18 protein-coding genes, 2 tRNA genes and 1 pseudogene are annotated in these 22568 nt (G+C 68.1%); 4 read left to right on the top strand and 17 right to left on the bottom strand.

What is annotated here, in order from left to right:
* Nucleotides 1-206 precede the first annotated feature (206 nt).
* The 10 genes from V6B97_RS12900 to ftsH form a co-directional block, all read right to left on the bottom strand.
* Nucleotides 207-1934 (bottom strand): response regulator, encoded by a 1728-nt coding sequence (locus tag V6B97_RS12900; RefSeq protein WP_333506919.1) that lies wholly within the window; start codon nt 1932-1934, stop codon nt 207-209.
* Nucleotides 1935-2072: 138 nt separating this feature from the next.
* A complete protein-coding gene (locus V6B97_RS12905; protein ID WP_333506920.1) occupies nt 2073-2465 on the bottom strand; it encodes a response regulator in 393 nt (130 codons plus the stop codon).
* 168 nt (nt 2466-2633) lie between these two features.
* Nucleotides 2634-2801 carry a hypothetical protein gene (locus V6B97_RS12910; RefSeq protein ID WP_007520997.1) on the bottom strand — a complete coding sequence of 56 codons (168 nt, stop codon included), beginning with the start codon at nt 2799-2801 and terminating at the stop codon, nt 2634-2636.
* Nucleotides 2802-2981: 180 nt separating this feature from the next.
* On the bottom strand, nt 2982-5414 hold the full coding sequence (gene priA, locus V6B97_RS12915) for a replication restart helicase PriA (RefSeq protein ID WP_333506921.1): 2433 nt from the start codon (nt 5412-5414) through the stop codon (nt 2982-2984).
* 100 nt (nt 5415-5514) lie between these two features.
* Entirely contained in the window at nt 5515-6390 is an 876-nt protein-coding gene (gene galU / locus V6B97_RS12920) for a UTP--glucose-1-phosphate uridylyltransferase GalU (protein WP_333506922.1), read from the bottom strand.
* 159 nt (nt 6391-6549) lie between these two features.
* The gene (gene glmM / locus V6B97_RS12925) at nt 6550-7902 is read right to left on the bottom strand and encodes a phosphoglucosamine mutase (RefSeq protein ID WP_333506923.1); all 1353 of its coding nucleotides are present in this window, start codon (nt 7900-7902) and stop codon (nt 6550-6552) included.
* Nucleotides 7903-8102: 200 nt separating this feature from the next.
* A complete protein-coding gene (locus V6B97_RS12930) occupies nt 8103-9002 on the bottom strand; it encodes a CdaR family protein (protein ID WP_333506924.1) in 900 nt (299 codons plus the stop codon).
* 2 nt (nt 9003-9004) lie between these two features.
* Entirely contained in the window at nt 9005-9748 is a 744-nt protein-coding gene (cdaA, locus tag V6B97_RS12935; RefSeq protein WP_007520992.1) for a diadenylate cyclase CdaA, read from the bottom strand.
* The gene (folP, locus tag V6B97_RS12940; RefSeq protein ID WP_333506925.1) at nt 9748-10743 is read right to left on the bottom strand and encodes a dihydropteroate synthase; all 996 of its coding nucleotides are present in this window, start codon (nt 10741-10743) and stop codon (nt 9748-9750) included. Before folP ends, cdaA begins: the two co-directional genes overlap by 1 nt.
* Nucleotides 10740-12782, bottom strand: coding sequence for an ATP-dependent zinc metalloprotease FtsH (gene ftsH, locus V6B97_RS12945; protein ID WP_333506926.1), 2043 nt, complete (start codon nt 12780-12782; stop codon nt 10740-10742). The genes folP and ftsH overlap by 4 nt, the downstream gene beginning before the upstream one ends.
* Before the next feature lie 246 nt (nt 12783-13028).
* Here ftsH and V6B97_RS12950 point away from each other — a divergent pair.
* Together V6B97_RS12950 and V6B97_RS12955 are read left to right on the top strand one after the other, a co-directional pair.
* A tRNA-Sec gene (locus tag V6B97_RS12950) sits at nt 13029-13122 on the top strand.
* Between the two features lie 315 nt (nt 13123-13437).
* Nucleotides 13438-14286: a substrate-binding periplasmic protein gene (locus tag V6B97_RS12955; protein WP_333506927.1), complete on the top strand. Its 849-nt coding sequence runs from the start codon at nt 13438-13440 to the stop codon at nt 14284-14286.
* Nucleotides 14287-14417: 131 nt separating this feature from the next.
* Here V6B97_RS12955 and V6B97_RS12960 read toward each other — a convergent pair whose 3' ends face one another.
* The 5 genes from V6B97_RS12960 to argF all read right to left on the bottom strand — a co-directional run bounded on the left by V6B97_RS12960 (nt 14418) and on the right by argF (nt 19538).
* A complete protein-coding gene (locus tag V6B97_RS12960) occupies nt 14418-14684 on the bottom strand; it encodes an RNA recognition motif domain-containing protein (RefSeq protein WP_007528059.1) in 267 nt (88 codons plus the stop codon).
* Between the two features lie 279 nt (nt 14685-14963).
* A complete protein-coding gene (locus V6B97_RS12965; RefSeq protein WP_333506928.1) occupies nt 14964-15584 on the bottom strand; it encodes a hypothetical protein in 621 nt (206 codons plus the stop codon).
* 264 nt (nt 15585-15848) lie between these two features.
* A complete protein-coding gene (argH, locus tag V6B97_RS12970; RefSeq protein ID WP_333506929.1) occupies nt 15849-17231 on the bottom strand; it encodes an argininosuccinate lyase in 1383 nt (460 codons plus the stop codon).
* Between the two features lie 118 nt (nt 17232-17349).
* Nucleotides 17350-18555, bottom strand: a complete 1206-nt coding sequence (locus V6B97_RS12975; RefSeq protein WP_333506930.1) for an argininosuccinate synthase — start codon at nt 18553-18555, stop codon at nt 17350-17352.
* Between the two features lie 80 nt (nt 18556-18635).
* Complete coding sequence (argF, locus tag V6B97_RS12980; protein ID WP_333506931.1) at nt 18636-19538, bottom strand: ornithine carbamoyltransferase; 903 nt, start codon at nt 19536-19538, stop codon at nt 18636-18638.
* Between the two features lie 197 nt (nt 19539-19735).
* Between argF and V6B97_RS12985 the strand changes: the two genes are divergently transcribed.
* A complete protein-coding gene (locus V6B97_RS12985; RefSeq protein ID WP_333506932.1) occupies nt 19736-20560 on the top strand; it encodes a UPF0280 family protein in 825 nt (274 codons plus the stop codon).
* A 68-nt stretch (nt 20561-20628) separates the two neighbouring features.
* On the opposite strand, the gene V6B97_RS12990 is transcribed toward V6B97_RS12985, so the two are convergent.
* Nucleotides 20629-21906, bottom strand: a complete 1278-nt coding sequence (locus V6B97_RS12990; RefSeq protein WP_333506933.1) for a MerR family transcriptional regulator — start codon at nt 21904-21906, stop codon at nt 20629-20631.
* A gap of 369 nt (nt 21907-22275) precedes the next feature.
* On the opposite strand from V6B97_RS12990, the gene V6B97_RS12995 reads away from it, so the two are divergent.
* A tRNA-Thr gene (locus V6B97_RS12995) sits at nt 22276-22351 on the top strand.
* Between the two features lie 112 nt (nt 22352-22463).
* On the opposite strand, the pseudogene V6B97_RS13000 reads toward V6B97_RS12995, so the two are convergent.
* Nucleotides 22464-22568 (bottom strand): annotated as a pseudogene (locus V6B97_RS13000) (IS200/IS605 family transposase); the annotation flags it as partial.

A 22568-nucleotide genomic window follows, 5' to 3' on the forward strand; every position in this document is an offset into this window, starting at 1 on the left:
ACCATTCGGAAACACCTCGGAAACACGGCGGAAGTGGCGCTCGCGCCAGGCACGGTGGCGCTGCACTCCCGGCCCCGCGTCGTCTCCTGCCGCGCCCGCCACGCGCGGAACGCACCGGGGGCGCGGAGCCCGGACCCGTCGTCCGTTCCCCGCGCCCCCGGCACGCGTGCGCCATGCACGCGTCATGCGTGACAGGCAGTGTTCCGTTATTCCGGCCCGTCCAGCGGCGTATCCAGCAGGCCCCGCGCGCCAAGCACGTTCTCTATCTCGGCCACCAGGCAGCCGAAATCCACGGGCTTGGAGACGTAGCCGTCCATGCCCTCGGCCAGGAACCGCTCCCGGTCCCCGGCCATGGCATGGGCGGTCATGGCGATGACCGGCACCCGGACCTGGCCGCCCCTGCGGCCGCGCAGCGCCCGCACCGTCTCCAGCCCGTCCATCTCGGGCATCTGGATGTCCATCAGCAAGAGGTCGCAGGATTCGCGCTCCAGCCCGGCCAACACCTCGATGCCGCTGGACACGGTGATGACGTCGTGGCCCATGCGCTCGAAGAAATAGACCGCCAGCTTGCGGTTGATCACGTCGTCCTCGGCCACCATGATGCGCAGCCGCCGGCTCACGCCACGGATCACCGGCAGGCTGGCGTCGCGCGGGCGGGGGGCGGCCGATTCGCCCACGGCGAAGCGCATGGTCAGCACGAAGGTGCTGCCCGCGCCCTCCTGGCTGCGTACCGCGATGTCGCCCCCCATCATCCGCGCTATCTCGCGCGAAATGGCAAGGCCAAGTCCGGCGCCGCCGTACTTCTTGGTCAGGAAATTCTCGGCCAGGGTGAACGGCTCGAAGATGCGCTCCCACTTTTCGGGCGCGATGCCCACCCCGGTGTCCTCCACGGTGACGCGCAACGCCACCGAGCCCGACGGGTGCCCGGAACGGACGCCAGCGGCGGCGGGCGCGTCCTGTCGACCGCCGTCCAGTTCAACGGACAGGGAAACCCCGCCCACCTCGGTGTACTTGATGCCGTTGATGACCAGGTTGGTCAGCACCTGGCGCAGCCGGGCCGCGTCGCCCACCAGCCGGTCGGGCACCTCGGGCGACACGTCGCAGACCAGGGTCAGGTTCTTCCAGCGGGCCTGCACGTCCAGCACGCGGATCAGGTCGCCCACGGTCTCGCGCAGGTTGAACGGGGCCTCGTTGAGGGCGATGCGCCCGGCCTCGATGCTGGACATGTCCAGCAGATTGTTGACGATGGCCAGCAGATCCAGCCCTGCCTGGCGCACCATGCCCAGGCACTCTTCCTGTTCGCCGGCGGGTCCGGCGGCCAGCAGCAGTTCGGTAAGCCCGATGATGCCGTTGAGCGGGGTGCGCAGTTCGTGGCTGATGTTGGCGAGGAACTGGGTCTTGGCGCGGTTGGCCGATTCCGCCTCCACCCGGGCCTGCTCCAGTTCCCGGGTGCGCAGGGCCACTTCTTCGGCCAGGCGTTCGTTGTAGCGGCGGTTCTCGGCGCGCAGCCGCCCCTGCTCGATGGCCAGGCGCACCCGGTGGCCCAGTACGTCCAGGTCCATGATGGGCTTGAGGATGAAATCCCACGCGCCGCGGCGCACCGCCTCTATGGCGTCCTGCATGACCCCGGTGCCGGACACCACGATGGTGGGCATGTCCGGCCGCTCGGCCGTCAGTTCGCGCAGCACGTCCAGCCCGTCGATGCCGGGCATGCGCAGGTCCACCAGCACGGCGTCCGGCTGCACCGCGCGCACCAGTTCAAGGCCGGTGCGGCCGTCGGTGCCCTCGTGCACGTCGTAGCCCAGGTCTTCGAGGTAGGCGGTGATGCTGCGCCGCACCACCGTGTCGTCGTCGATGACGACTACCGCAGGGGGCGCAGGGAGCGCAGGAGGGGTAGGGACCGCAGGGGGGGCGGGGACGTTGCGCTCAGGCATGGCGTCCCCCTCGCTCCGCCGCGCGGCCCGGTGCGGCAGCCGCGTCCGGCAGCGCACGGAGGATCACCCGCCGCGTACCGCGACGGCCTGCCTCCGCGTGGGCGGGCGGGCACGGGGCAGGACGGCGGCCAAGATGGTTCATGCACGCTCCGGCGCGGAAAGGCGGCGGAAGATGCCCTGCACCAGATCGTCCATGTTCTGGAGCGGCTTGATGTAGATGTCGGCGCGCTCCACGCCGATGGCGATGAGTTCCGGCGGCAGCTTGTAGTTGGTCGAGCCGGTGTGGATCAGATAGCGCAACGAAGGCAGCACCTGATGGGCGCGGATGATGAAATCGTTGCCGCTCATTCCCGGCAGTCGCATGTCGATGATGCCCACGTCGGGCCGATGGCCCTCCAGCAGATCCAGCGCGTCTTCGCCGCTGCCCGCCGTGACCACCCGGAACCCTTCGTCCTCGAGGTACGCCTCGAGGTTCTCGCGCACCATCTCTTCATCATCCACCACTAGGATGAGGATGTCGGCATTGCTCATAGCTACCCCGTGTGCCCCGATGCTTCCCCCGCCCGGTGTACCTGGTGGAATGGCCGGCCGCCGTCAGGACGAGCGGCCTTCGCATACATCTTAGCCGGACGCGGCACCTCGCGCAACGCCGGAATGCGCATCCGCCCCCTGGTGCGCCGCCAGTCCGGGCGCTTCCCCCTACGACGCCTCGCGGACGATAGCCTGCTCGCGCCGTAGCGGACACCACGAGGGACGGTCCTGCGCGGGGTCCAGGGGACGGTGCTTGGGGGTGGACAGGTTGCAGCGGGCGGGTTCGCCCTGACTACAGAAGGGACAGTCGCTGCACTTGCGCACGACGATGATCATGGCGGTATCCTGGGGGCCGCGCGCGGGCGCGGGTTAGGGGCTGTTTCCAAATTAGGATTTTCGTTCGTTGGCAAGGAAAACGAGCCTGCCATGAGGGAGCATACTCTTCTCGTATTCGACCGATATGGCAGGTGAAGTTTGACGTAGCCAACGGGCGAAAAGACAATTTAGAGACAGCCCCTACAGCATGTTGACGGGATCCAGGTCCAGCGAAATGCGCAGATGGCCGGTGCCCGGCGCGGCCCCCGCCGCCCCGAACAACGAGCGGATGCTCGGCCAGTCGTCGGCTTTCAGCAGGCACTGGAAGCGCTTGCGCCCGCGCAGCAGCGGCAGCGGCGAAGGCGCGGGCCCCAGCACCTGCACGCCGCGCTCGCGCCCCTGGGCGCGCACCGCGTTGGCGAAGCGGGCCAATTCCTCGGGCCCGCCCGCGAAATCCATGGGATAGCTGATGCGCACCAGCGCCAGCCGCACGAACGGAGGGTACCTGCGCCGCTGGCGGATGGCAATCTCGTGGGTGTAGAAGCCCTCGTAGTCGGCCGTGCGCACGAAGTTCCAGCAGTAGTGGGAAGGATCGCGGGTCTGGATGAGCACCCGGCCCGGCTTTTCGCCGCGCCCGGCCCGTCCGGCCGACTGCACGAGCAGTTGGAAGGTGCGCTCCGCCGCGCGGTAGTCCGGCAGATTCAGGCCAAGGTCGCCGTCCGCCACCACGGCCAGGGTCACGTCCGGAAAATGGTGCCCCTTGGACAGCATCTGGGTGCCCACCAGCACCTGCGCCTCGCGCCGGGCGAAGGCCCCCAGGATTTCCTCCATCCTTCCCGGTCGCCGGGTGGAGTCGCGGTCCAGCCGCAGCACCTTGCCCCCGGCGGGCAGCAGGGCCGCCAGGGTTTCCTCCAGCTTTTCCGTGCCCTCGCCCATGGGCAGGTAGTGCATGCACTTGCAGTTGGGGCAGGTGGCCGGGTACGGCACCGCATGGCCGCAGTAGTGGCACACCAGCCGTTCGCGCCCCTTGTGGTAGGTAAGGCCGATGTCGCAGTGCGGGCAGCGGGCCACGGCGCCGCAGTCCAGGCAGTACATCAGCGGGGCGTACCCCCGCCGGTTCAGCAGGATGACCGCCTGCTCGCCGCGCTCCACCGTCTCGCGCAGGGCCGCGCCGCTCTGGGCGGCCAGCACGGAATCGGTGGAGGAAAGGTCCTTGATGTCCACCAGTTCCACGTCGGGCAGGGTGCCGCCCCCGGCCCGCTCGGGCAGGGCCGCCATGGGCAGCCGCCCCTCGCGCATGGCATGGAAGGTCTTCACGTCCGGCGTGGCCGAGCCCAGCACCAGCAGCCCCGCGCCCTGCCCCACCCGGAACCAGGCCACCTCCTTGGCCTGGTAGGCCAGCCCTTCGTCCTGCTTGAACGAGGTGTCGTGCTCCTCGTCCAGCACCACCACGCCAAGGTCGGGCGCGGGCAGGAACAGGGCCGAGCGGGTGCCCACGACAAGGCACGGTTCGCGCCGGGCCGCCAGGGCGCGGAAGGTACGCTCGCGCCGGGCCGGGCCCTGGTAGCCGTGAAAGAAGAACAGCGGCGCGCCGGGCAACCGTTCGTTCACGTCGCGGCGCAGCTTGCAGGCCAGGGCCACCTCCGGCGCCAGCAGCATCACCGAGCGGCCCCGCGCCAGGCATTCCCGCGCAAGGTCCAGGTACACCGCCGTCTTGCCGCTGCCGGTCACCCCGTACAGCAGGCGGTGTTCCGCGCGCGGGCCGTCCAGCGCGGCCAGAAAGTCGCCCAGGGCCGTGTTCTGGTCCGCGTTCAGTTCGAAGGGGGCGCCAGAGACCACGTCGGGCGGGCCGTACAGGCAGGCCGGACCTTCGCCCTCGGCCGCCTCGTCGCACGCGCATTCGGCCTCGTCGCGCCGGGTCACCGTGACCAGCCCGCGCTTCAGCAATCCCTCCAGCGCCGTGGACGACGCCGCGCCAAGGTCGCGCAGCACCGCACGACGGCTGGCCGAGCCCTTGTCCCACAGGTATTCCAGCAACTGCACCTGGCGCACGGCGGAAGGCCGCACCGGCCACGGCGGGTCCGCCGTCACGGAGCACAACTCCGCGTCGGCGGCGTCCTCGGCCTTGTCCAACACCTCGCCCCGGCCGTCCATCCAGGCCCGGCCCAGCCGGTGCAGCGCCGAAGGATCCTTGTGGGCCAGGGGCGCGAGATCGCGGAACCGCAGCGTGCGCGCCCGGCCGTCCTCGAAGAAGCGCAGCCGCACCTGCGTGGTGCGCAAGCCCACGGGCAGGAAGTTGCCCAGGATCTGCCCCTCGCTCACCGCCTGGCGCAGCGCCAGTTGCCGCACCATGTCCAGGTACCCGGCGTCCAGCAGCGGTTCACGCTCCAGCGGCCACAGCATGGGCCGGGGCACCACCCCTTCCGGCAGCGCCCGCCCTTCCACTGCCGCATGGGCCTCGTCGTCCAGCAGCACGCCCACGCGCACCGCGCCGTTGCCCAGCGGCACGGCCACCCGCGTGCCGCGCCGCCACGCCCGAGGCGGCAGCCACGGCGGCACGGCGTACGTCAGCGTGGCGTACGGCGGACTGAGCAGCGCTACGGCGCGAAGCGGCTGGGCGGCGTTGGTGGGCATGGCGCAAGGGGTAATGAAGAGGGGGAAGGCACAAGAAGAAAACCGGGGGGCGGATACTCCTCCCCCGGCCTTTGTTCACGACACTCCGGAATACCGGGGACTACGCGCCGCCGTACGGCAGCAGCGGCTTGAGCTGGCGCACCAGTTCGTCGCGCAGTTCTTCGTCCTGCAGGGCGAAATAGATGTTGGCGGTAAGGTATTCCGCCCAGTCGCCCGCGTCGAAGCGCATGCCGCGAATCTTCACGGCCAGCAGGCCCCGTTCGTCGGCCAGCATCTGCAGGGCGTCGGTGAGCTGGATTTCGCCGCCGTGGCCCGGCTTGACCTGTTCCAGACAGCGGAAGATGTCCGGGGTGAGCACGTAGCGGCCCACGATGGCCAGGCGCGAGGGCGCCTCACCCAGTCTGGGCTTTTCCACCAGCTTGCCCACCTTGAAGATACCGGGGGCGAACTCCTCGCCGGAAATGATGCCGTAGCGGTTCACCTTGTCGGCGGGCACTTCCATCACCCCGATGACGGGCAGACGTTCCGACGCGGCCACGTCGATGAGTTGCTTGATGCCCGGCGTCATGCCGAACATCAGGTCGTCGCCCACCATGACGGCGAAGGATTCGTCGCGCACCACGTCGCGGGCGCACAGCACCGCGTGGCCAAGGCCCAGTTGCTGCTTCTGGCGGATGGAGATGATGTTGACCATCTCGGCCACCTCGCGCACCTGCCGCAGCATTTCGGTCTTTCCGGCGCGCTCCAGCACGCCTTCCAGTTGCAGGTTGTAGTCGAAGTGGTCCTCGATGATCTTCTTGTCGCGGTTGGTGACGAAGACCACGTCGCCGATGCCCGAACGGATGGCCTCTTCCACCACGTACTGCACCACCGGCTTGTTGTAGACCGGCAGCATTTCCTTGGGAATGTTCTTGGTGGCGGGAAGCGAACGGGTACCCCAGCCGGCGACGGGAATGACGACCTTGCGGATGTTCATGGGGTCCTCCTTTGGAATGTGTCGTCGTGTCGGCCTTCGCAAAGGCGGGTGCGGCGCGGGCTGGCGTCATGGCCGCGGGGAGCGCCCGGCGGCCACGCCTCGCGCCCTTGGGGCCGGTCAGCCAACGGGCGAAAGGGCCATTTGCAGAGGCTGCGGAGGCTAGCGCAGGTGCTTCTGCACCGCCTCGGCCAGCAGCCCGGCCAGATGCCGCACCTGCTCGGAATCCTCGCCCTCCACCATCACGCGGCAGACGGCCTCGGTGCCCGAGTAGCGCAGCAGCACGCGGCCCCTGTCGCCCAGTTCCGCCTCGACCCTGGCCACCGCGTCGAGCACGGGCTGGCACTGTTCGAAGGGAATCTTCCGCTCCACATGAACATTGATAAGCTCCTGCGGGAAAAGCTGCAACTGGCCCGCCAGTTCGGACAGGGGCCGGTCGCGCTCGCGCATGATGCGCAATATCTGCAGGGCGGCCATCAGGCCGTCGCCGGTGGTGCCGTGGTCCATGAAGATCAGGTGTCCGGACTGTTCGCCGCCAAGGTTGGCGCCCTCGCGGCGCATGGCCTCGACCACGTAGCGGTCGCCCACCGGGGTGCGCAGCAGCTTGCAGCCGCGCTCCTTCATGAACACCTCCAGCGCCATGTTGCTCATGACCGTGGCCACAAGGGTGTTGTTGCGCAGCGCCCCGCGCCGCAGCATGTCTTCCGCGCACAGGGCCATGATCTGGTCGCCGTCGAGCACGGTGCCCTTCTCGTCCACCACGATGAGCCGGTCGGCGTCGCCGTCCAGGGCCAGGCCCACGTCGGCGCGGGTTTCCAGCACCTTGCCCGCGGCCACGCCCGGATACAGCGAGCCGCACTGGTGGTTGATGTTCAGGCCGTTGGGCTCGGTGCCGATCTTGATGACCTCCGCGCCCAGTTCTTCGAGCGCCAGCGGGGCCACCTTGTAGTTGGCGCCGTTGGCGCAGTCGAGCACCACGCGCATGCCGTCCAGGGTAAGGTGCGCGGGAAAGCTGTTCTTCAGGTAGACGATGTACCGGCCGGGCGAGTCCTCGATCTTGGCGGCGCGGCCCACGCGTTCCGGCGCGGGGTAGTCCCACTGCCAGCCGGGGTCCAGCACCATGTCGGTGATCTTGTTCTCCGTCTCGTCGGGCAGCTTGAAGCCGTCCTTGTCGAAGAACTTGATGCCGTTGTCCATGAACGGGTTGTGCGAGGCGGAGATGACCACGCCAAGGTCCGCCCGCATGTTGCGGGTAAGGAAGGCGATGGCGGGCGTGGGCAGCGGCCCCACCAGGTACACATCCATGCCCGCGGCGCACAGCCCCGCCGTCAGGGCCGATTCGAACAGGTAACCGGAAAGGCGCGTGTCCTTGCCGATGACCACCCGGTGGCGGCGATGGCCGTTGCGGAAGTGGGTGCCCGCCGCAAGGCCCAGACGCAGGGCCACGTCGGCGGTCATGGGATAGATGTTCACCTGGCCGCGCAGGCCGTCGGTACCGAACAGGCGTTTGCCCATCAGCGGATCCTCTCTGGAGTGTTGCGTTGGCGGCAGCGCCGCCGGTGCGCCTCAGTACAGCATTTGCAGGGGTTGTTCAATGGTGCGCGCGGACTGCGGACGGGCGGCGGACGGCACGGCGGACGGCGCGGCAGGGGCCGGAAACGGAAGACGCGGCGGGACGGGCCGCGATGTGCCGCCCGGCGTCCTTCCGGCCCTTTCTACTTGCGGAAGGTCACGTTCACCATGTCGGGCGAGATGTCCTTCAGCCGCGCCCTGTCCGGCAGGTCCACCCGCACGGGCAGCTTCTCCTGTCCGGGGCCGACGCCCTCGGGCACTTCGGCGTACACCCGGATGGAGCGCAGCGCTTCCGCGTCGGCGGCCATGGAGGCGGGCATTTCCAGCAGCAGGGTGACCGTGCGCGGCGAAACCTGGGCCCGCAGCCCGTGCGGCGCCTGCACCTCCACCTCGCGCTTGAGGGTGGTTTCCTTGATGCGCAGGGCCGTGACAAATTGCACGGACACTGTGGGCGGCATCGACTCCGTGGCCTCGGGCAGGGTCGGGGTGGCCTGCACGTCCACCGTGCCCGCCTGGTCCAGGGCCGGGGCGGCCACCGCCACCTTGACCTTGTCGATGCGCGACACCAGCGATTCCGGCCCGCGCAGGTGCACCCTGGCGGGGGTCACCTCGGTCTTGTCGATGCGCAGGTCCACGGGCATGGTGCCGTTGAGGTCCACGGCCACGGGCACGTCCTTCTCGACGATGGCGTCCACCTCCAGCGTCAGCCGCGAGGGGGTGATCTCCACCACCTCGAAGGCCCGCGCCTCGGGCAACTTTTCGGCCGTCAGGGGCACGATGTTGGTGCCGCGCTTCAGCCCGCTGAGGTCGATGGCGTAGCTCATGTCACGGGCGTTCATGACGCGCACCAGCCCCTTGGGGCCGCGCACGCGCACACTGACCTTGTTGACCAGCCCTTCGCGCACCACAAGATTTTGGGGAATGCCCTTGAATTCCAGCCGCACCTCGCCCACCACTTCCACCCGTTCGCGCCCGGTGACCATGTACCACAGGGTGACGGACATGACGAAGGCCATGACGGCGTACTGCCAGTTGGAACGCACCGCTACTTCTCCAGGATGTTCTTGAGCACGCGCTTCAGGCGCGTGGCGTCGAGGCTGGTGGTCAGCTTGCCGCCCACGGCCACGGTGACGGCCCCGCGCTCTTCGGAGACCACCACGGCCACGGCGTCGCTTTCCTCGGTGATGCCCAGCGCCGCGCGGTGCCGGGTGCCGAAGTCCTGCCGGTCCACGGTGGCCAGGGGCAGGATGCACGCGGCCGCCGCCACCTCGCCCTTGCGGATGATCACCGCGCCGTCGTGCAGGGGGGTCTTGGGAAAGAAGATGGTGATGAGCAACTCGCGCGAGAGCGCGGCCCCCAGCTTCACCCCGCGTTCGATCATGTCGCCCAGGGCCACGTTGCGCTCGATGACGATGAGCGCGCCGATCTTGCGCTGGGCAAGGTACAGCGCGGCGCCGATGATCTCGTTCAGGGTGTCGTCGGCGGTGGTCTTCTTGCGGAAGAAGCTGCGCGCCCCCATGTCGGTGAGGGCCTGGCGGATGTCCCGCTGGAACAGCACGATGATCACCAGGAACAACGAGCCGAAGAAGCTCTCCAGCAGCCACCCCAGCGTGTACAGCCCGAGCTCGCGCGACACGAAGTAGGTGACCACCAGCAGCAGCAGCCCGTAGATGGCCGACACGGCGCGCGTGTCCTTGACCATGACGATGATGCGGTAGAACAGCGCGGTGACCAGCGCGATGTCCAGAAGGTCGCGCCAGTTGGCGGTGACGTTCTCCAGGCCCAGCATCAGTTCTCCGTCCGTGGCGCGGGGGCCATGGCTTGGGTGAGGCGCAGGGTGCGCACGGTTTCCGCCACGTCGTGCACGCGGTGGCAGAGCACGCCGCGCGCGGCCAGCAGTGCCGTGGCCACCTGGGTGGCGCCGCCCCGCTGCCCGTGCCCGAGGTCCAGCAGTCCGCCGAACAGCGACTTGTTGGAAAGCCCCATCAGCACGGGGCGGCCCAGCGCGTGGAGCCGTTCGATATGGCGCAATATCTCGAAATTGTGTTCCGTCAGCTTGCCGAACCCTATGCCGGGGTCGAGCAGGATGCGCGACTCCGGCAACCCGGCGCGCACGAGCACATCCATCTTTTCGTGAAAGAAGTCCAGCAGCGAATCCACCACGCTGGCGTAGGCCGGGGCGTCCTGCATGGTTTCCGGCCGGCCCGGACTGTGCATCAGCACGTAGCCGGGCTTGTAGTGGGCCACCACGTCGAGCAGGCCGGGGTCGAAGGCGCAGGCGGAAATGTCGTTGATGATGTCCACGCCTTCGTCCAGCACCGCCGCCGCCGTGCCCGCCTTGTAGGTATCGACGGAAAGCAGCGGCGCGCCCCCGGCCGTGCGGGGGGGCTGACCGGGCTGACCGTCCGCCGGACTGGCCTGACCGGCCAAGCTGGACTGGACGGACTGGACGGGCTGGGCGGCCACGTGGCTCGCGTAGCCGTCGCGGATGCCGCGCACCACGGGCAGCACCCGCGCCAGTTCTTCTTCCAGGGGCACCGGGTCGGCATAAGGCCGCGACGATTCGCCGCCTATGTCCAGCACGTGCGCGCCCTCTGCCGCCAGGCGCAGGCCGTGGGCCACCGCCGCCTCGTGGGTGACGTAGCGGCCCCCGTCATGGAACGAGTCGGGCGTGACGTTGACGATGCCGAACACCACAAAGGGATGAGGGGGGGCGGGCGTCACCGCCCTTCCCCCCCTTACGGTCCAGATGGCCTGTGGCGCGTGGCCGCACGCCGTCGTCATCGACGCCCCGCCCCGCCGTTGGGATCGTCGCTGCCGCCGCGTTCGGGGCTGTCGTCGGCCTCCAGCGTGAACTCGTCGCGCCCGGCGGCGTCGGCGTCAGCGCCCGTCGGGGCCGCCTGGGCCGCTTGGGCCGCCTGGGCGGGACCGGGCTGCGCGGCGGAGGTTGAAGACGCCACGCCGCTTCTGCCGGACGCGGGCTGCTCCCCCGCACGGGCGGCTCCGGGACGGTTGTTGGGCTTTTCCGGCGGCAGCGGTTCGCCGCGCATCAGGATGTCGATGTCGTCGCCGCTGATGGTTTCGCGTTCCAGCAGCGCCCCGGCGATGGCGTGCAGCGAGTCGATGTTTTCTTCGAGCAGGGCGCGGCAGCGCTGCCGCGCCTCGTCGATGATGCGCTTGACCTCGGCGTCCACCAGGCGGGCGGTTTCCTCGCTGAAGTTGCGGGAATGCGCCCATTCGCGGCCGATGAACACCTCTTCGCCCTGCTCGCCGATGTTCAGCGGGCCGATGGCGTCGCTCATGCCCCATTCGCAGACCATCTTGCGGGCCATCTTGGTGGCGCGCTCGATGTCGTTGCCCGCGCCGGTGGTGATGTCGTTGAACACCACCTCTTCGGCCACGCGGCCGCCCAGCAGCAGCGCCAGGTTGTTCAGCAGGAACGAGCGCGAGTAGCCGTGGCGGTCGCCTTCCGGGAGCTGCATGGTCACGCCCAGGGCGCGGCCGCGCGGGATGATGGTCACCTTGTGCACCGGGTCGGAGCCGGGCAGCAGCTTGGCGGCCAGGGCGTGGCCCGCCTCGTGGTAGGCGGTGATGCGCTTTTCCTCGTCGCTCAGGATCAGGCTGCGGCGCTCCTTGCCCATCAGCACCTTGTCCTTGGCGTACTCGAAGTCGTGCATGTCCACGGTGTCCTTGCCCACCTTGGCGGCTTGCAGGGCGGCCTCGTTGACCAGGTTCTCCAGGTCCGCGCCCGAGAAGCCGGGCGTGCCCTTGGCGATGATGTCCAGTTCCACGCCGGTGGCCAGGGGCGTGCGGCGGGTGTGCACTTCAAGGATGCGCCGGCGACCGCGCACGTCGGGGGTGGGCACCACCACCTGGCGGTCGAAGCGGCCGGGGCGCAGCAGCGCCGGGTCCAGCACGTCGGGGCGGTTGGTGGCGGCGATGAGGATGACGCCCTCGTTGGATTCGAAGCCGTCCATCTCCACCAGCAACTGGTTCAGGGTCTGCTCGCGCTCGTCGTGCCCGCCGCCAAGGCCCGCGCCGCGCTGGCGGCCCACGGCGTCGATTTCGTCGATGAAGATGAGACAGGGGGCGTTCTTCTTGCCCTGCATGAACAGGTCGCGCACGCGGGATGCGCCCACGCCCACGAACATTTCCACGAAGTCGGAGCCGGAAATGGAAAAGAACGGCACGCCCGCCTCGCCCGCCACGGCGCGGGCCAGCAGGGTCTTGCCGGTGCCGGGGGGGCCGACCAGCAGCACGCCCTTGGGAATGCGGCCGCCAAGGCGGGTGAACTTGCGCGGGTTGGACAGGAATTCCACCACTTCGCTCAGTTCTTCCTTGGCCTCGTCCACGCCCGCCACGTCCTCGAAGGTGACGCGGGCCGATTCCGGCGTGATCATGCGGGCGCGCGAGCGCCCGAACGACATGGCCTTGCCCCCGCCGCCCTGCATCTGGCGCATGAAGAATATCCACACGCCGATCAGCAGCAGCATGGGGAACCAGGAAACCAGCAGGGTCATGTACCAGGGGGCTTCTTCCTGCGGTTCCGCCTTCACCTCGACCTTCTGGGAGATGAGGCGCGAAACCAGTTCGGGATCATGCGGGGCATAGGTCTGGAACGCCTTGCCCTCGGAGCTTTCGCCCGTCAGCTTCTGGCCCTGGATGGTCACGCGCAGCACCTCGCCGCGTTCGACCTTCTGCAGGAATTCCGTATAGGTAAGACGCACCTGCGTCCCCTGTGGCTGATTGAACATGTTGAACAGGACGACCATCAGCAACGAGATGATCGCCCAGAGAATCAGATTGCGCGAAAACTGGTTCAAGTCTGGCCTCCGTGCGGAAGTGAACGTCCGTCGTGCGGACGATTTCTCCTTTTTAAGTCGTCGGGAACTATTTGACAATGCGCGCGGGCGCACTTTCCCCGCCTTTTCGGACCATGCGGGGTACGCGGGCGCCTGTCGTCCACTCCCGTGCGCCCGTTCCGCGGCCATGCGGACGCACACCGCGCGGACACGTTTCCCCGTCTTGCCGTGCCACCCCGATTCTGCTAGATACGCCGAACCCTACGCGGAAGCGTTTCGTCACCGGTGTGGCGCCCGGTCTTCAAAACCGGTGGTGGGCAGAGATGTCCATGGTAGGTTCGACTCCTATACGCTTCCGCCACGATGCCAAGGCCCCTGTTTCCGGGGCCTTTTTCGTTGCACGGCGCACAGCGCGCGGTTTCGCCGCCATCCCGCCCAAGCCGCTCCCCGCCCGCATCGGCGCCCTCCGGCGTTATATTGCATTGCCTTTTCTCATATCCACGGCATGTTATGCATGCCGTTACCTTTGCAGACGGCGCAAAATCCCGCGTTGCCGGAGGGCATTGCCATTTGCCGCGCATCTGCTATGACTCGCCCGCCGGTGCGCCACCGGCCCACCCGCATCGCGGAATATCCCGCGCCCGGCCCGTCCGGGCGCCCACGCAGCAGGCCCTTCATGCCATCGTCACCGGTCCGGTCCCTCCACCATGCGCCATGCCGTCCGGCCAGCGCCCTGCCGCTGCTGTTCCGGCTCGTCCTGTTCGCGTTGTGCGGCCTGCCCGCCCTGGCCCTGGCCGACAACGGGGCTCCGGCCAACGACGACCGCAACGGCGCGTTCCTGCTGGTGAACACCGTCTACCCCCCGTACACCATGGCCATCGATGCGGGCCGCGTGAGGGGCGTCGCCACCGCGCTTGCCGATGAACTGTTCCGCAGGCTGTCCATCCCCGTACGGCAACGGCTGCTGCCTTGGAACCGCGTGCTGCACATGGTGGAGGCCGGCAGCGCCGACGGGGTGAGCATGCTGGCCCATTCCGCCGAGCGCGAGGCCACCATGGCGTTCTCCGTGCCGGTGGCCGAGGCGCGCCAGTCGCTCTACTACTCCCGGCACGGCCATGACGGCTTCGCCTGGCAGCACTTCGAAGACCTGCGCCCCTACCGCATCGGCCTGGTGCAGGGCTACACCTACTCGCCGGAATTCCTGGCGGCGGTGGACCGGCTGGGGCTGTTCGTGGAGTACGCGCCGTCGGACGACAGCAACTTCGCCAAGCTGCGCAGCGGCCGGGTGGACCTGTGCCTGAGCAACGACCTGGTGGCCGAAGCCTACCTGAACGCCCGGCCCGACATCCGGGCCGCCGTGGGAAGGGCGGAACGTCCGGTACGCAGCTATCCGCTGTACATGGCCTTTTCGCGCCACTCCCCGCTGTCCGGCCGCCTGCCCGAGATCAACGCGGAAATCGAGCGGATGCGGGCCGACGGCACCCTGGCGAGCATTCTTTCGCCGGAGCGGACCCAGCCGCGCTGACCGGCCGCCTGCAAGCGAAAAGACCCGCCTGACCGGTACTCCGGCAGGCGGGCCTTGTGATTGCTGCGTATCCGCGTGGTCACCGGCTCATGGCGCGCATGACGCCCGAAGCGGGTGCGGCCGCGCCGGTACTACCAGCGGGGCGGACGGGGAGCGCGGGGCTGGGCTTCGTTGACCTTCAGGGCGCGGCCGCCGAAGGAGTAGCCATTCAGGGCTTCCACGGCGCTGCTGGCGTCGGCGGCTTCCATTTCGACGAAGCCGAAACCACGGGGACGGCCGGTTTCACGGTCGGAGATCAGCTTCACGCTGAGCACCTGGCCGTGCTGGGAGAACAGGTCGCGGATTTCGTCTTCGGAGGCGGAGAAAGGCAGGTTGCCCACATACAGAGACTTGGACATCAGGAAAACTCCTTGCAGGGAAAATGGGGGGGTTCGCTCGTGCGAAAGATCGGGCAGAAACTCTGTAGGTGGGATGCCTATCGACTCGCCGAAACTCTTGCCACAAGCCCGTGCCGATCCCGACGCACGGCACACCCGGAGCATCGACCGACACGATTGGAGAATTAGTCGGACTTTTTCCGGCGGTCAAGTAGAATCTGTCACGATTCCGCCTGAAAACGGCAGAACGGACGCCCGGCTACCGCGTTCCTATATCCGCGCCCCCATCGCGCGGCCCGCCTACTGCCCCACTCCCGCGGGTCCCACGGTCAGTCCGGCTGCCCCCGGCGCCGCCGGTATGCCGTCATTTCCGGAGGTTGCGGCTTCGCCGGACTGCGGCTGCCCGCCCGTTGCCAGTTGCGCCCAGGCGTCGATGATGTGGGCGTACGCGTCGCGCCGCTGGTCGAGCTTCGACAGGTTGCGCGCCGCGCGCACGGAATACTTGATGGTGGCGCGCGTCTTGGCCGCCTCCCGCACCACGGCCTGGAGCACGTCCTCGCGCGGTTCGGGGCGGTACATGACCTCGGCGGCGGTGATGGCCACGGCGAACTTGCCCGCCTCCAGGGCGCGCGAGGCGGCCAGGGTCAGCGAACGGTCGCGCGCGTCCTTGTAGTACCTGCCGCTGGCGGCCTGGGTGACCATGGCCATCCATTCGTTGTCCGAGGCCGTCTCGTCCGCCGTGTTCAGGGCGGTCACCTCGGCCTTGAGTTCGGCGGGCAGCAGCGCCGAGCCGTCGTCGCCCTGCTCCACCACCTGGCCGCTGCCGGGCAGCATCCCGGAGACGGCCAGCAGGTTGTACAGCGCCCAGCTGAACAGCACGGCCAGCAGCAGGGCGGGAATGAGCTTCTTGTTGCGTTGCATGGCATCCTTGCGTGGCCCGCACGGCAAAGCGGCGGGCCATGTTTGCGCCGGGCCGCCCCCTGCCGGAAGGCGGCCCGTTTTCAGGCAGTTTATCGGCAATCTGGCCAGGGCGGTCTTAGGGTCTGTTTACGCCATGAGGATTTTTGTTCACTGCCAAGGAAGAATGATTTTTTGTGGAGGGAATATACTCTTGCTGTATTTGACCGGAATAAAAAATCATTCTGACGACGGCAGGGGACAAAAGGACCATGGCGTAAACAGACCTTACCCTTCCAGCCAGTCGGCCAGCTCGGCCAGTTGCGCCGCCACGGACGCGGGGCCGGTGCCGCCGGGCATCTCGCGCCGGGCCACGGCGGCCGCCGGGTCCAGCACGGCGTAGACATCGTCGCCGATGCGGTCGCAGATGGCCCGCAGGTCGGCCAGGGGGAGTTCCTCCAGCGTGACGTTGCGTTCTTCCGCCAGGGCCACGGCGGCCCCGGTCAGGTGGTGCGCCTCGCGGAAGGGAATGCCCTTGCCCACCAGGTAGTCGGCAAGTTCAGTGGCGTTCAGGAAGCCCGCGCGCAGGGCGGCGCGCATGCGCCCCTCGTTGAAGCCCAGTTCGCGCAGCATGCCCGCCATGATCTCCAGCGACGCCGACACGGTGCGGTCGCAGTCGAGGAACGGTTCCTTGTCCTCCTGCATGTCGCGGTTGTAGGTCATGGGCAGGCCCTTCACCGTGGTCAGCATGGCGGTCAGCGCGCCATACACGCGCCCCGTCTTGCCGCGCATGATCTCGGCCACGTCGGGGTTCTTCTTCTGCGGCATGATGGACGAACCCGTGGCGTAGGCGTCGGGCAGCCGCACGAAGCCGAAGGCCGGGTTGGCCCAGATGATGATTTCCTCGCACAGGCGCGACAGGTGGGCCATGATCGTCGCCCCGCAGAACAGCGATTCAAGCACGAAGTCGCGGTCGGACACGGCGTCCATGCTGTTGCGGAAGGTGCCGTACATGTCCAGTTCGGCGGCCACGAAGGCCGGGTCCAACGGGTAGGTGGTGCCCGCCAGCGCCGCCGCGCCCAGCGGGCACACGCGCGCCCGGCGGTCGCAGTCGGCCAGGCGTTCGGCGTCGCGGCGCAGCATCCACGCATAGGCCAGCAGGTGGTGGCCAAGGCTCACCGGCTGGGCGGGCTGCATGTGGGTGCAGCCGGGCAGCAGCGTGCCCGCGTGCTCGCCCGCGCGCTCTGCCAGCACGGCCACCAGGTCGCGCGCAAGGCCGCGCCAGGCGCGGATGCGGTCGGACACGAACAGGCGGAAGTCCAGCGCCACCTGATCGTTGCGGCTGCGCCCGGTGTGCAGCTTCTTGCCCACGTCGCCAACCAGTTCGGTGAGGCGGCTTTCGATGTTCATGTGCACGTCTTCCAGCTCGCGCCGCCAGACGAAGGCGCCACCCTCTATCTCGGCCAGCACCATGTCCAGCCCTTCCACGATGCGCGCGGCCTCGTCGGCGGTCAGCACGCCCTGCTTGGCCAGCATGCGCGCGTGCGCCTTGGAACCCGCGATGTCCTGCGCGTACAAAGCCCGGTCGAACGATACGGACTGGGTGTATTCCTCGACCAGGGCGGCGGTGGCCTGACGGAACCGCCCCCCCCACATCTTCTTTTCGGCCATTGCTGGTCCCTGCCGTTGCGGCGGCTTGGTACGCGCAAGGCCCCCCATACGGGAGGCCCCACGGAACATGCTGAACATATTGACCGCCGGAGGCAGGCTGCCCCTCCGGCCGGAACGCCTAGCCCTTCTTCACCCGCTGCGCATACCCGCGCACGCGCAGCCCTTGCAGCCTGATGAAGCCCGCGGCGTCGGCGTGGTCGTAGGTGGCGCAATCCTCGAAGGTGGCCAGGTCGTGGCAGTACAGGGTGTTGGGCGAGGTGCGGCCCACCGGGAAGGCGTTGCCCTTGTACAGCTTGAGGCGCACGGCGCCGTTGACGGTCTCCTGCGTCCTGTCGATGAACGCCTGCATGGCCTCGCGTTCCGGCGCGAACCAGAAGCCGTTGTACACGGCCTCGGCGTAGCGCGGGATCATCTGGTCGCGCAGGTGCATGGATTCGCGGTCCAGGCAGATGCCTTCCAGGTCGCGGTGGGCGATGTGCAGCACGGTGCCGCCGGGGGTTTCGTACACCCCGCGCGACTTGATGCCCACGAAGCGGTTTTCCACCATGTCCAGGCGGCCGATGCCGTGCCTGCCCGCGATGGCGTTCAGGGTGCGGACGATGGTGGCCGGGCTCATGGCCTCGCCGTTGACGGCCACCGCGTCGCCCTTCACGAAGTCGATGGTGATGTATTCCGGCGTGTCCGGGGCCTGTTCCACGGGCACGGCCATGACGTGGCTGTTGGGGCCGGGCTCGCACCACGGGTCTTCCAGTTCGCCGCCCTCGAAGCTGCAATGCAGCATGTTGCGGTCCATGCTGTACTGCTTGGACGATGTGGACAGCGGAATGCCGTGCTTTTCGGCGAAGGCGGTGAGGTCGGTGCGCGAGCGCAGGTCCCAGATGCGCCACGGGGCGATCACGTCCAGGTCGGGGGCCAGCGCGTTGACCGCAAGCTCGAAGCGCACCTGGTCGTTGCCCTTGCCGGTGGCGCCGTGGGCCACGGCCTGCGCGCCCTCGGCGCGGGCGATGTCCACCAGGCGCTTGGCGATGAGCGGACGCGCGATGGAGGTGCCCAGCAGGTAGCGCCCTTCGTACACCGCGCCGGAGCGCATCATGGGGAAGATGAAGTCGCGCGCGAACTCCTCGCGCAGGTCTTCCACGTAGGCGCGGCTGGCGCCGGTGCGCAGGGCCTTGGCGTCCACGCCGTCCAGGTCCTCTTCCTGCCCGAGATCGGCGGTAAGGGTCACCACCTCGCAGCCGTAGGTGACGGCGATCCACTTCAGGATCACCGACGTATCCAGCCCGCCGGAATAGGCGAGCACGACCTTCCTGATATCCTTGGCCATGTCGTTTCAGCCCCGTTGTACGGTATGTTGTGCGGTATGTTGCGCGGCATGCGCCGCGCGGCGCGCGCCGTGGCGCGGTGCTATTCCGAGAAGACCCATTCCAGAATGGCCTTCTGGATGTGCAGGCGGTTTTCCGCCTGGTCGAAGATGATGGAGGCCGGGCCTTCCATCACCTCGTCGGTCACTTCCTCGCCCCGGTGGGCGGGCAGGCAGTGCATGAACCTGGCGTCGGGCGCGGCAAGGGCCATCAGCGCATCGTCGATGCGGTAGCCCTTGAAGGCAGCCTCGCGCTTCTTCTGTTCCTCTTCCTGGCCCATGGAGGCCCACACGTCGGTGTTCACGTAGTGCGCGCCGTCCACGGCCATGCGCGGGTCGTGCGTCAGGAATATCTTGGCCCCGGCCTGCATGGCGTAGCCCAAGAGGTCGCGGTCGGGCTCGTAGCCTTCGGGGAAGGCCATGAACAGCTCGAACGGGAAGTAGATGGCCGCCTCGATCCACGAATTGGCCATGTTGTTGCCGTCGCCCACCCAGGCCACGCGCACCTTGGACAGGTCGGGGGTGCGCTCGTACATGGTCAGCACGTCGCCCATGACCTGGCAGGGGTGCCCTTCGTCGGTCAGGGCGTTGACCACGGGGATGGAGCCGTATTCGGCCAGTTCCTCGATCTTCGACTGGCCGAAGGTGCGCACCACCAGGCAGTCGGCGTAGCGCGAGAGCACGCGGGCGGTGTCGCGCAGGGGTTCGGAGCGGCCCAACTGGCTTTCCGCCGGGGTCATGAAGATGGTGGAGCCGCCAAGGTGGCGCACCGCCATCTCGAAGGACACGCGCGTACGGGTGGACGCCTTCTCGAAGATGAGGATGGCGGTCTTGCCTTCCATGATCTTGCCCCGGTGGGCGGTGTCCTTCATTTCCTTGGCGCGTTGCAGCAGCTTCCAGGCGCCCTCGTAGCCGAGGTCCCTGATTCGCTTGAAATGTCTGGGCATGGCTCCATCCTTGTGTTGCGGCACTGCGAAACGTGATGCGGAAAAGGGTTTCCTAGCCTCAAAGCCCGCCGCTTGTAAAGAATGCGGGCCGCCCCGGAAAGGAGGGACGGCGAGGACGGCGGGAACGACGGGGGCGCGGGTCTGCGGCGAGCACGGCGGGAATTGACGCCCGCCCGCCCCTGTGGTGAAACCGCCCCATGAGCACCAGACGCAACAACACCGGCAAACGCCCGGCTCCCCCCGCCCCGGAAGCCATCACCGTGCATACCGACCACGTGCGCGGCTACCGCAAGCGCACCGCCCGCCACCAGGACGAGGTGGTCTTTCAGGTCGTGGTGGAGGAAACCGACCTGTGGGTGACCGCCAGCGCGGGGCAGTCCGGTCTGCCCATAGTGCCCGACCTGCCTGACCGGATCGCCGCCTACGTCACCGAACTGCGCGGGCAGATCAAGGCGTGGATGCTGCTGGCGCCGGACTTTCGCACCAGCCTCGCGCCCGTGCCCACGCCCGCCAGCGCCCCGGAAGTGGCCCGGCGCATGGCGCACGGGGCCGACATCGCCGGGGTTGGCCCCTTCGCGGCGGTGGCGGGCACCGTGGCCCAGATGGTGGCGGAACGCTTTGCCCCGGTGTCGCCGGACCTCATCGTGGAGAACGGCGGGGACATCTACATCTGCTCGCGGCGCGACCGGGTGGTGGGCCTGCTGCCCGACCCGTCCAGCGGCGAGATGATCGGCGTGGTGGTGAAGGGGGCGGACTGCCCGGTGTCGCTGTGCTCGTCGTCGGCCACCATCGGCCATTCGCTGAGCCTGGGCGTCGGCGACATCGCGGCGGTGCGGGCGCGCGACGCCAGCCTGGCCGACGCGGCGGCCACCCTGTTCGGCAACATGCTGCAAGGCCCGGACGACGTGGCCCGCGTGACCGAACGCGCGGCGGCCATGGCGCACCTGGGCATAGAGGGCGTGTACGCCCAGTGCGGCGGGCGCGTGGGCATTTGGGGGAACATGGAGCTTGCCGTGGCCTAGGGGCAGGCACGGGAAGCCCCCGCGGACCGTACAACCCGGACGCGAGACTGTCCGTGCCGCGGGCACACCTAGCGGGACTCGTAGCTTTCCTTGATATTCCGAAACAATTCCAGCAGGAAGCGGTCCGGAACCGTATCGCCGTTGATGGCGAGGCGCGAGAGCCGGGTGACGTGGTTGCCGCTGGGCGTGGTGACCAGTTGCAGGGTCAGTTCATGGGTGCGGCTGCCGCCCTGCCTGCCGCTGGCGGGCTCGTCCGTGGTCAGGCGCAGCACCCACGCGGAGCCGGAGCGTCCCCAGTCCATGCCCACACGGTGCCGCCGGGCGGCGTGACGGTCCACCAGCGCCAACAGTTTGCGCAGGGTGAACGCCTTGTCGCGGCCGGACACGCCCAGGTATTCGCTGTTGCGCCGGATGACCAGCGGCAGGTCGAACAGGGTTGCGGGCGGCGTGGTGACGGAATCCTGGCCGGACGCGGCCCGCGCATCGCCGGATTTTGTTTTTGAGGTGGAGTCTGAAGCATCGGCGCCTGAGGCGCCATCTTCGGGCGCGTCGGCACCGGATGCGTCCTGACCGGATGCATTCCGTCCGGCCCCGGCAGCATCGGTGTGCGTGCCATTGCCAGTCGTCCCTTCTGCCCCGCCTGCTTCGGCTCCCGCAGGCCCGGCTCCCGCAGGCTCCGACACCACCGTATAGTAATCGTCCACAAGGCGAGTGACGGCCTCCGTGCGTTCGCGGCGCAGCAGTTCCAACGCTTCGTCCAGCCGGGCCGCCCGCTCGTCAAAGGCGGCCAGCAGCGTGTCGCGGTCGGCCCGCAATTCCTCCACCTGGCGGCGCAGGCTGGAAAGTTCCGCCAGCATGTGCCCCTGCACCTGAAGCAGCGTGGCCATGCGGTCGAGCATGCCCGGCAGCCCTTCCACGGCCGGGTCTGGGGCAGGGCCATCCGCCATGCGCGGGGCGGCGTCCAGAGGGCGGTCCATGCCCGGCGCTCCGTCGGAGGCGCGGAACCGGTCCCGAAGGTGTGGTTCCGCCCCGGTGCCGGATGGACGCGCGCCCGACCTCGCGCCCGGTTGGCCCGCCGGTTGGCCGGACTGCCCCACGGAAGCGGACAGCGCGGCCACCAGTTCCTCCAGCCGTTCCTCGATCTGTTCCGCCGCCACGTTGCGCGTGTACATGCTCCTGATCTCCCTGAAGATGTCCAGCACATGCACGGGATAGCGCAGCCGCCTGCCCCGCCCTTCTCCGGCGGGCAGGAAGCGCGCGAACCTGTCCTTGTAGTAGGCGATACTGGAGGGGGGCACGTCGAGGCGGCGGGCGATTTCGCGGAGGGTCAACATTTCGCGGATCATGAGGAGGTGCTCCAGTTCTTGTTGTTGCACAGTTGCGCGACGCGGAGCATTTTGTCAAGAAATCCGCATAAAAATATTCTCTAGAAAATTGACCAACAACCTTGGACAACTTGATGGGGTTGGATGGGGCGGAATGCGAACGGAGAGGCCGCGACTGTTCCGGATGTGACAGGACCGGGCTGGGGATGGCGGGCAGTGAATGATGCCCCATCGGCGGACACCAGGAAGACACGCGCAATGCCCACCATCTCCCGGCCCTGCCCGGCATGCAGCACCCGCCGCCACCCCACAACCCGCTTGACTTCACCTGCCAACTTCCATATCAAGCATTTCTCGCTTCCGGCGGAGCCATCCGCCAGCAGCCCGCAAGCCAGCATAGCTCAGTTGGTAGAGCAGCTGATTCGTAATCAGCAGGTCTGGAGTTCAAGTCTCCATGCTGGCTCCAGAAATAAAAATCCACCGGCATAGCCGGTGGTATTTCATATGCGCCTGTAAGGCTCTGTTACCAGCAGCGCCCTAGCAGGCGCATATTTAGAGATCTGGCATCTGCATATCTGCTACTTGCGGCCCGTAAACGGGCTTCCGGGATACGGTAGGGACAACTGGTCACCAAGTTTATCAGACTCTAGCTGATGTTTGATGTATTCCTGAATCTTACGGGT

The organism is Nitratidesulfovibrio sp. 1201_IL3209, assembly GCF_036763125.1.
Lineage (GTDB): Bacteria > Desulfobacterota > Desulfovibrionia > Desulfovibrionales > Desulfovibrionaceae > Cupidesulfovibrio.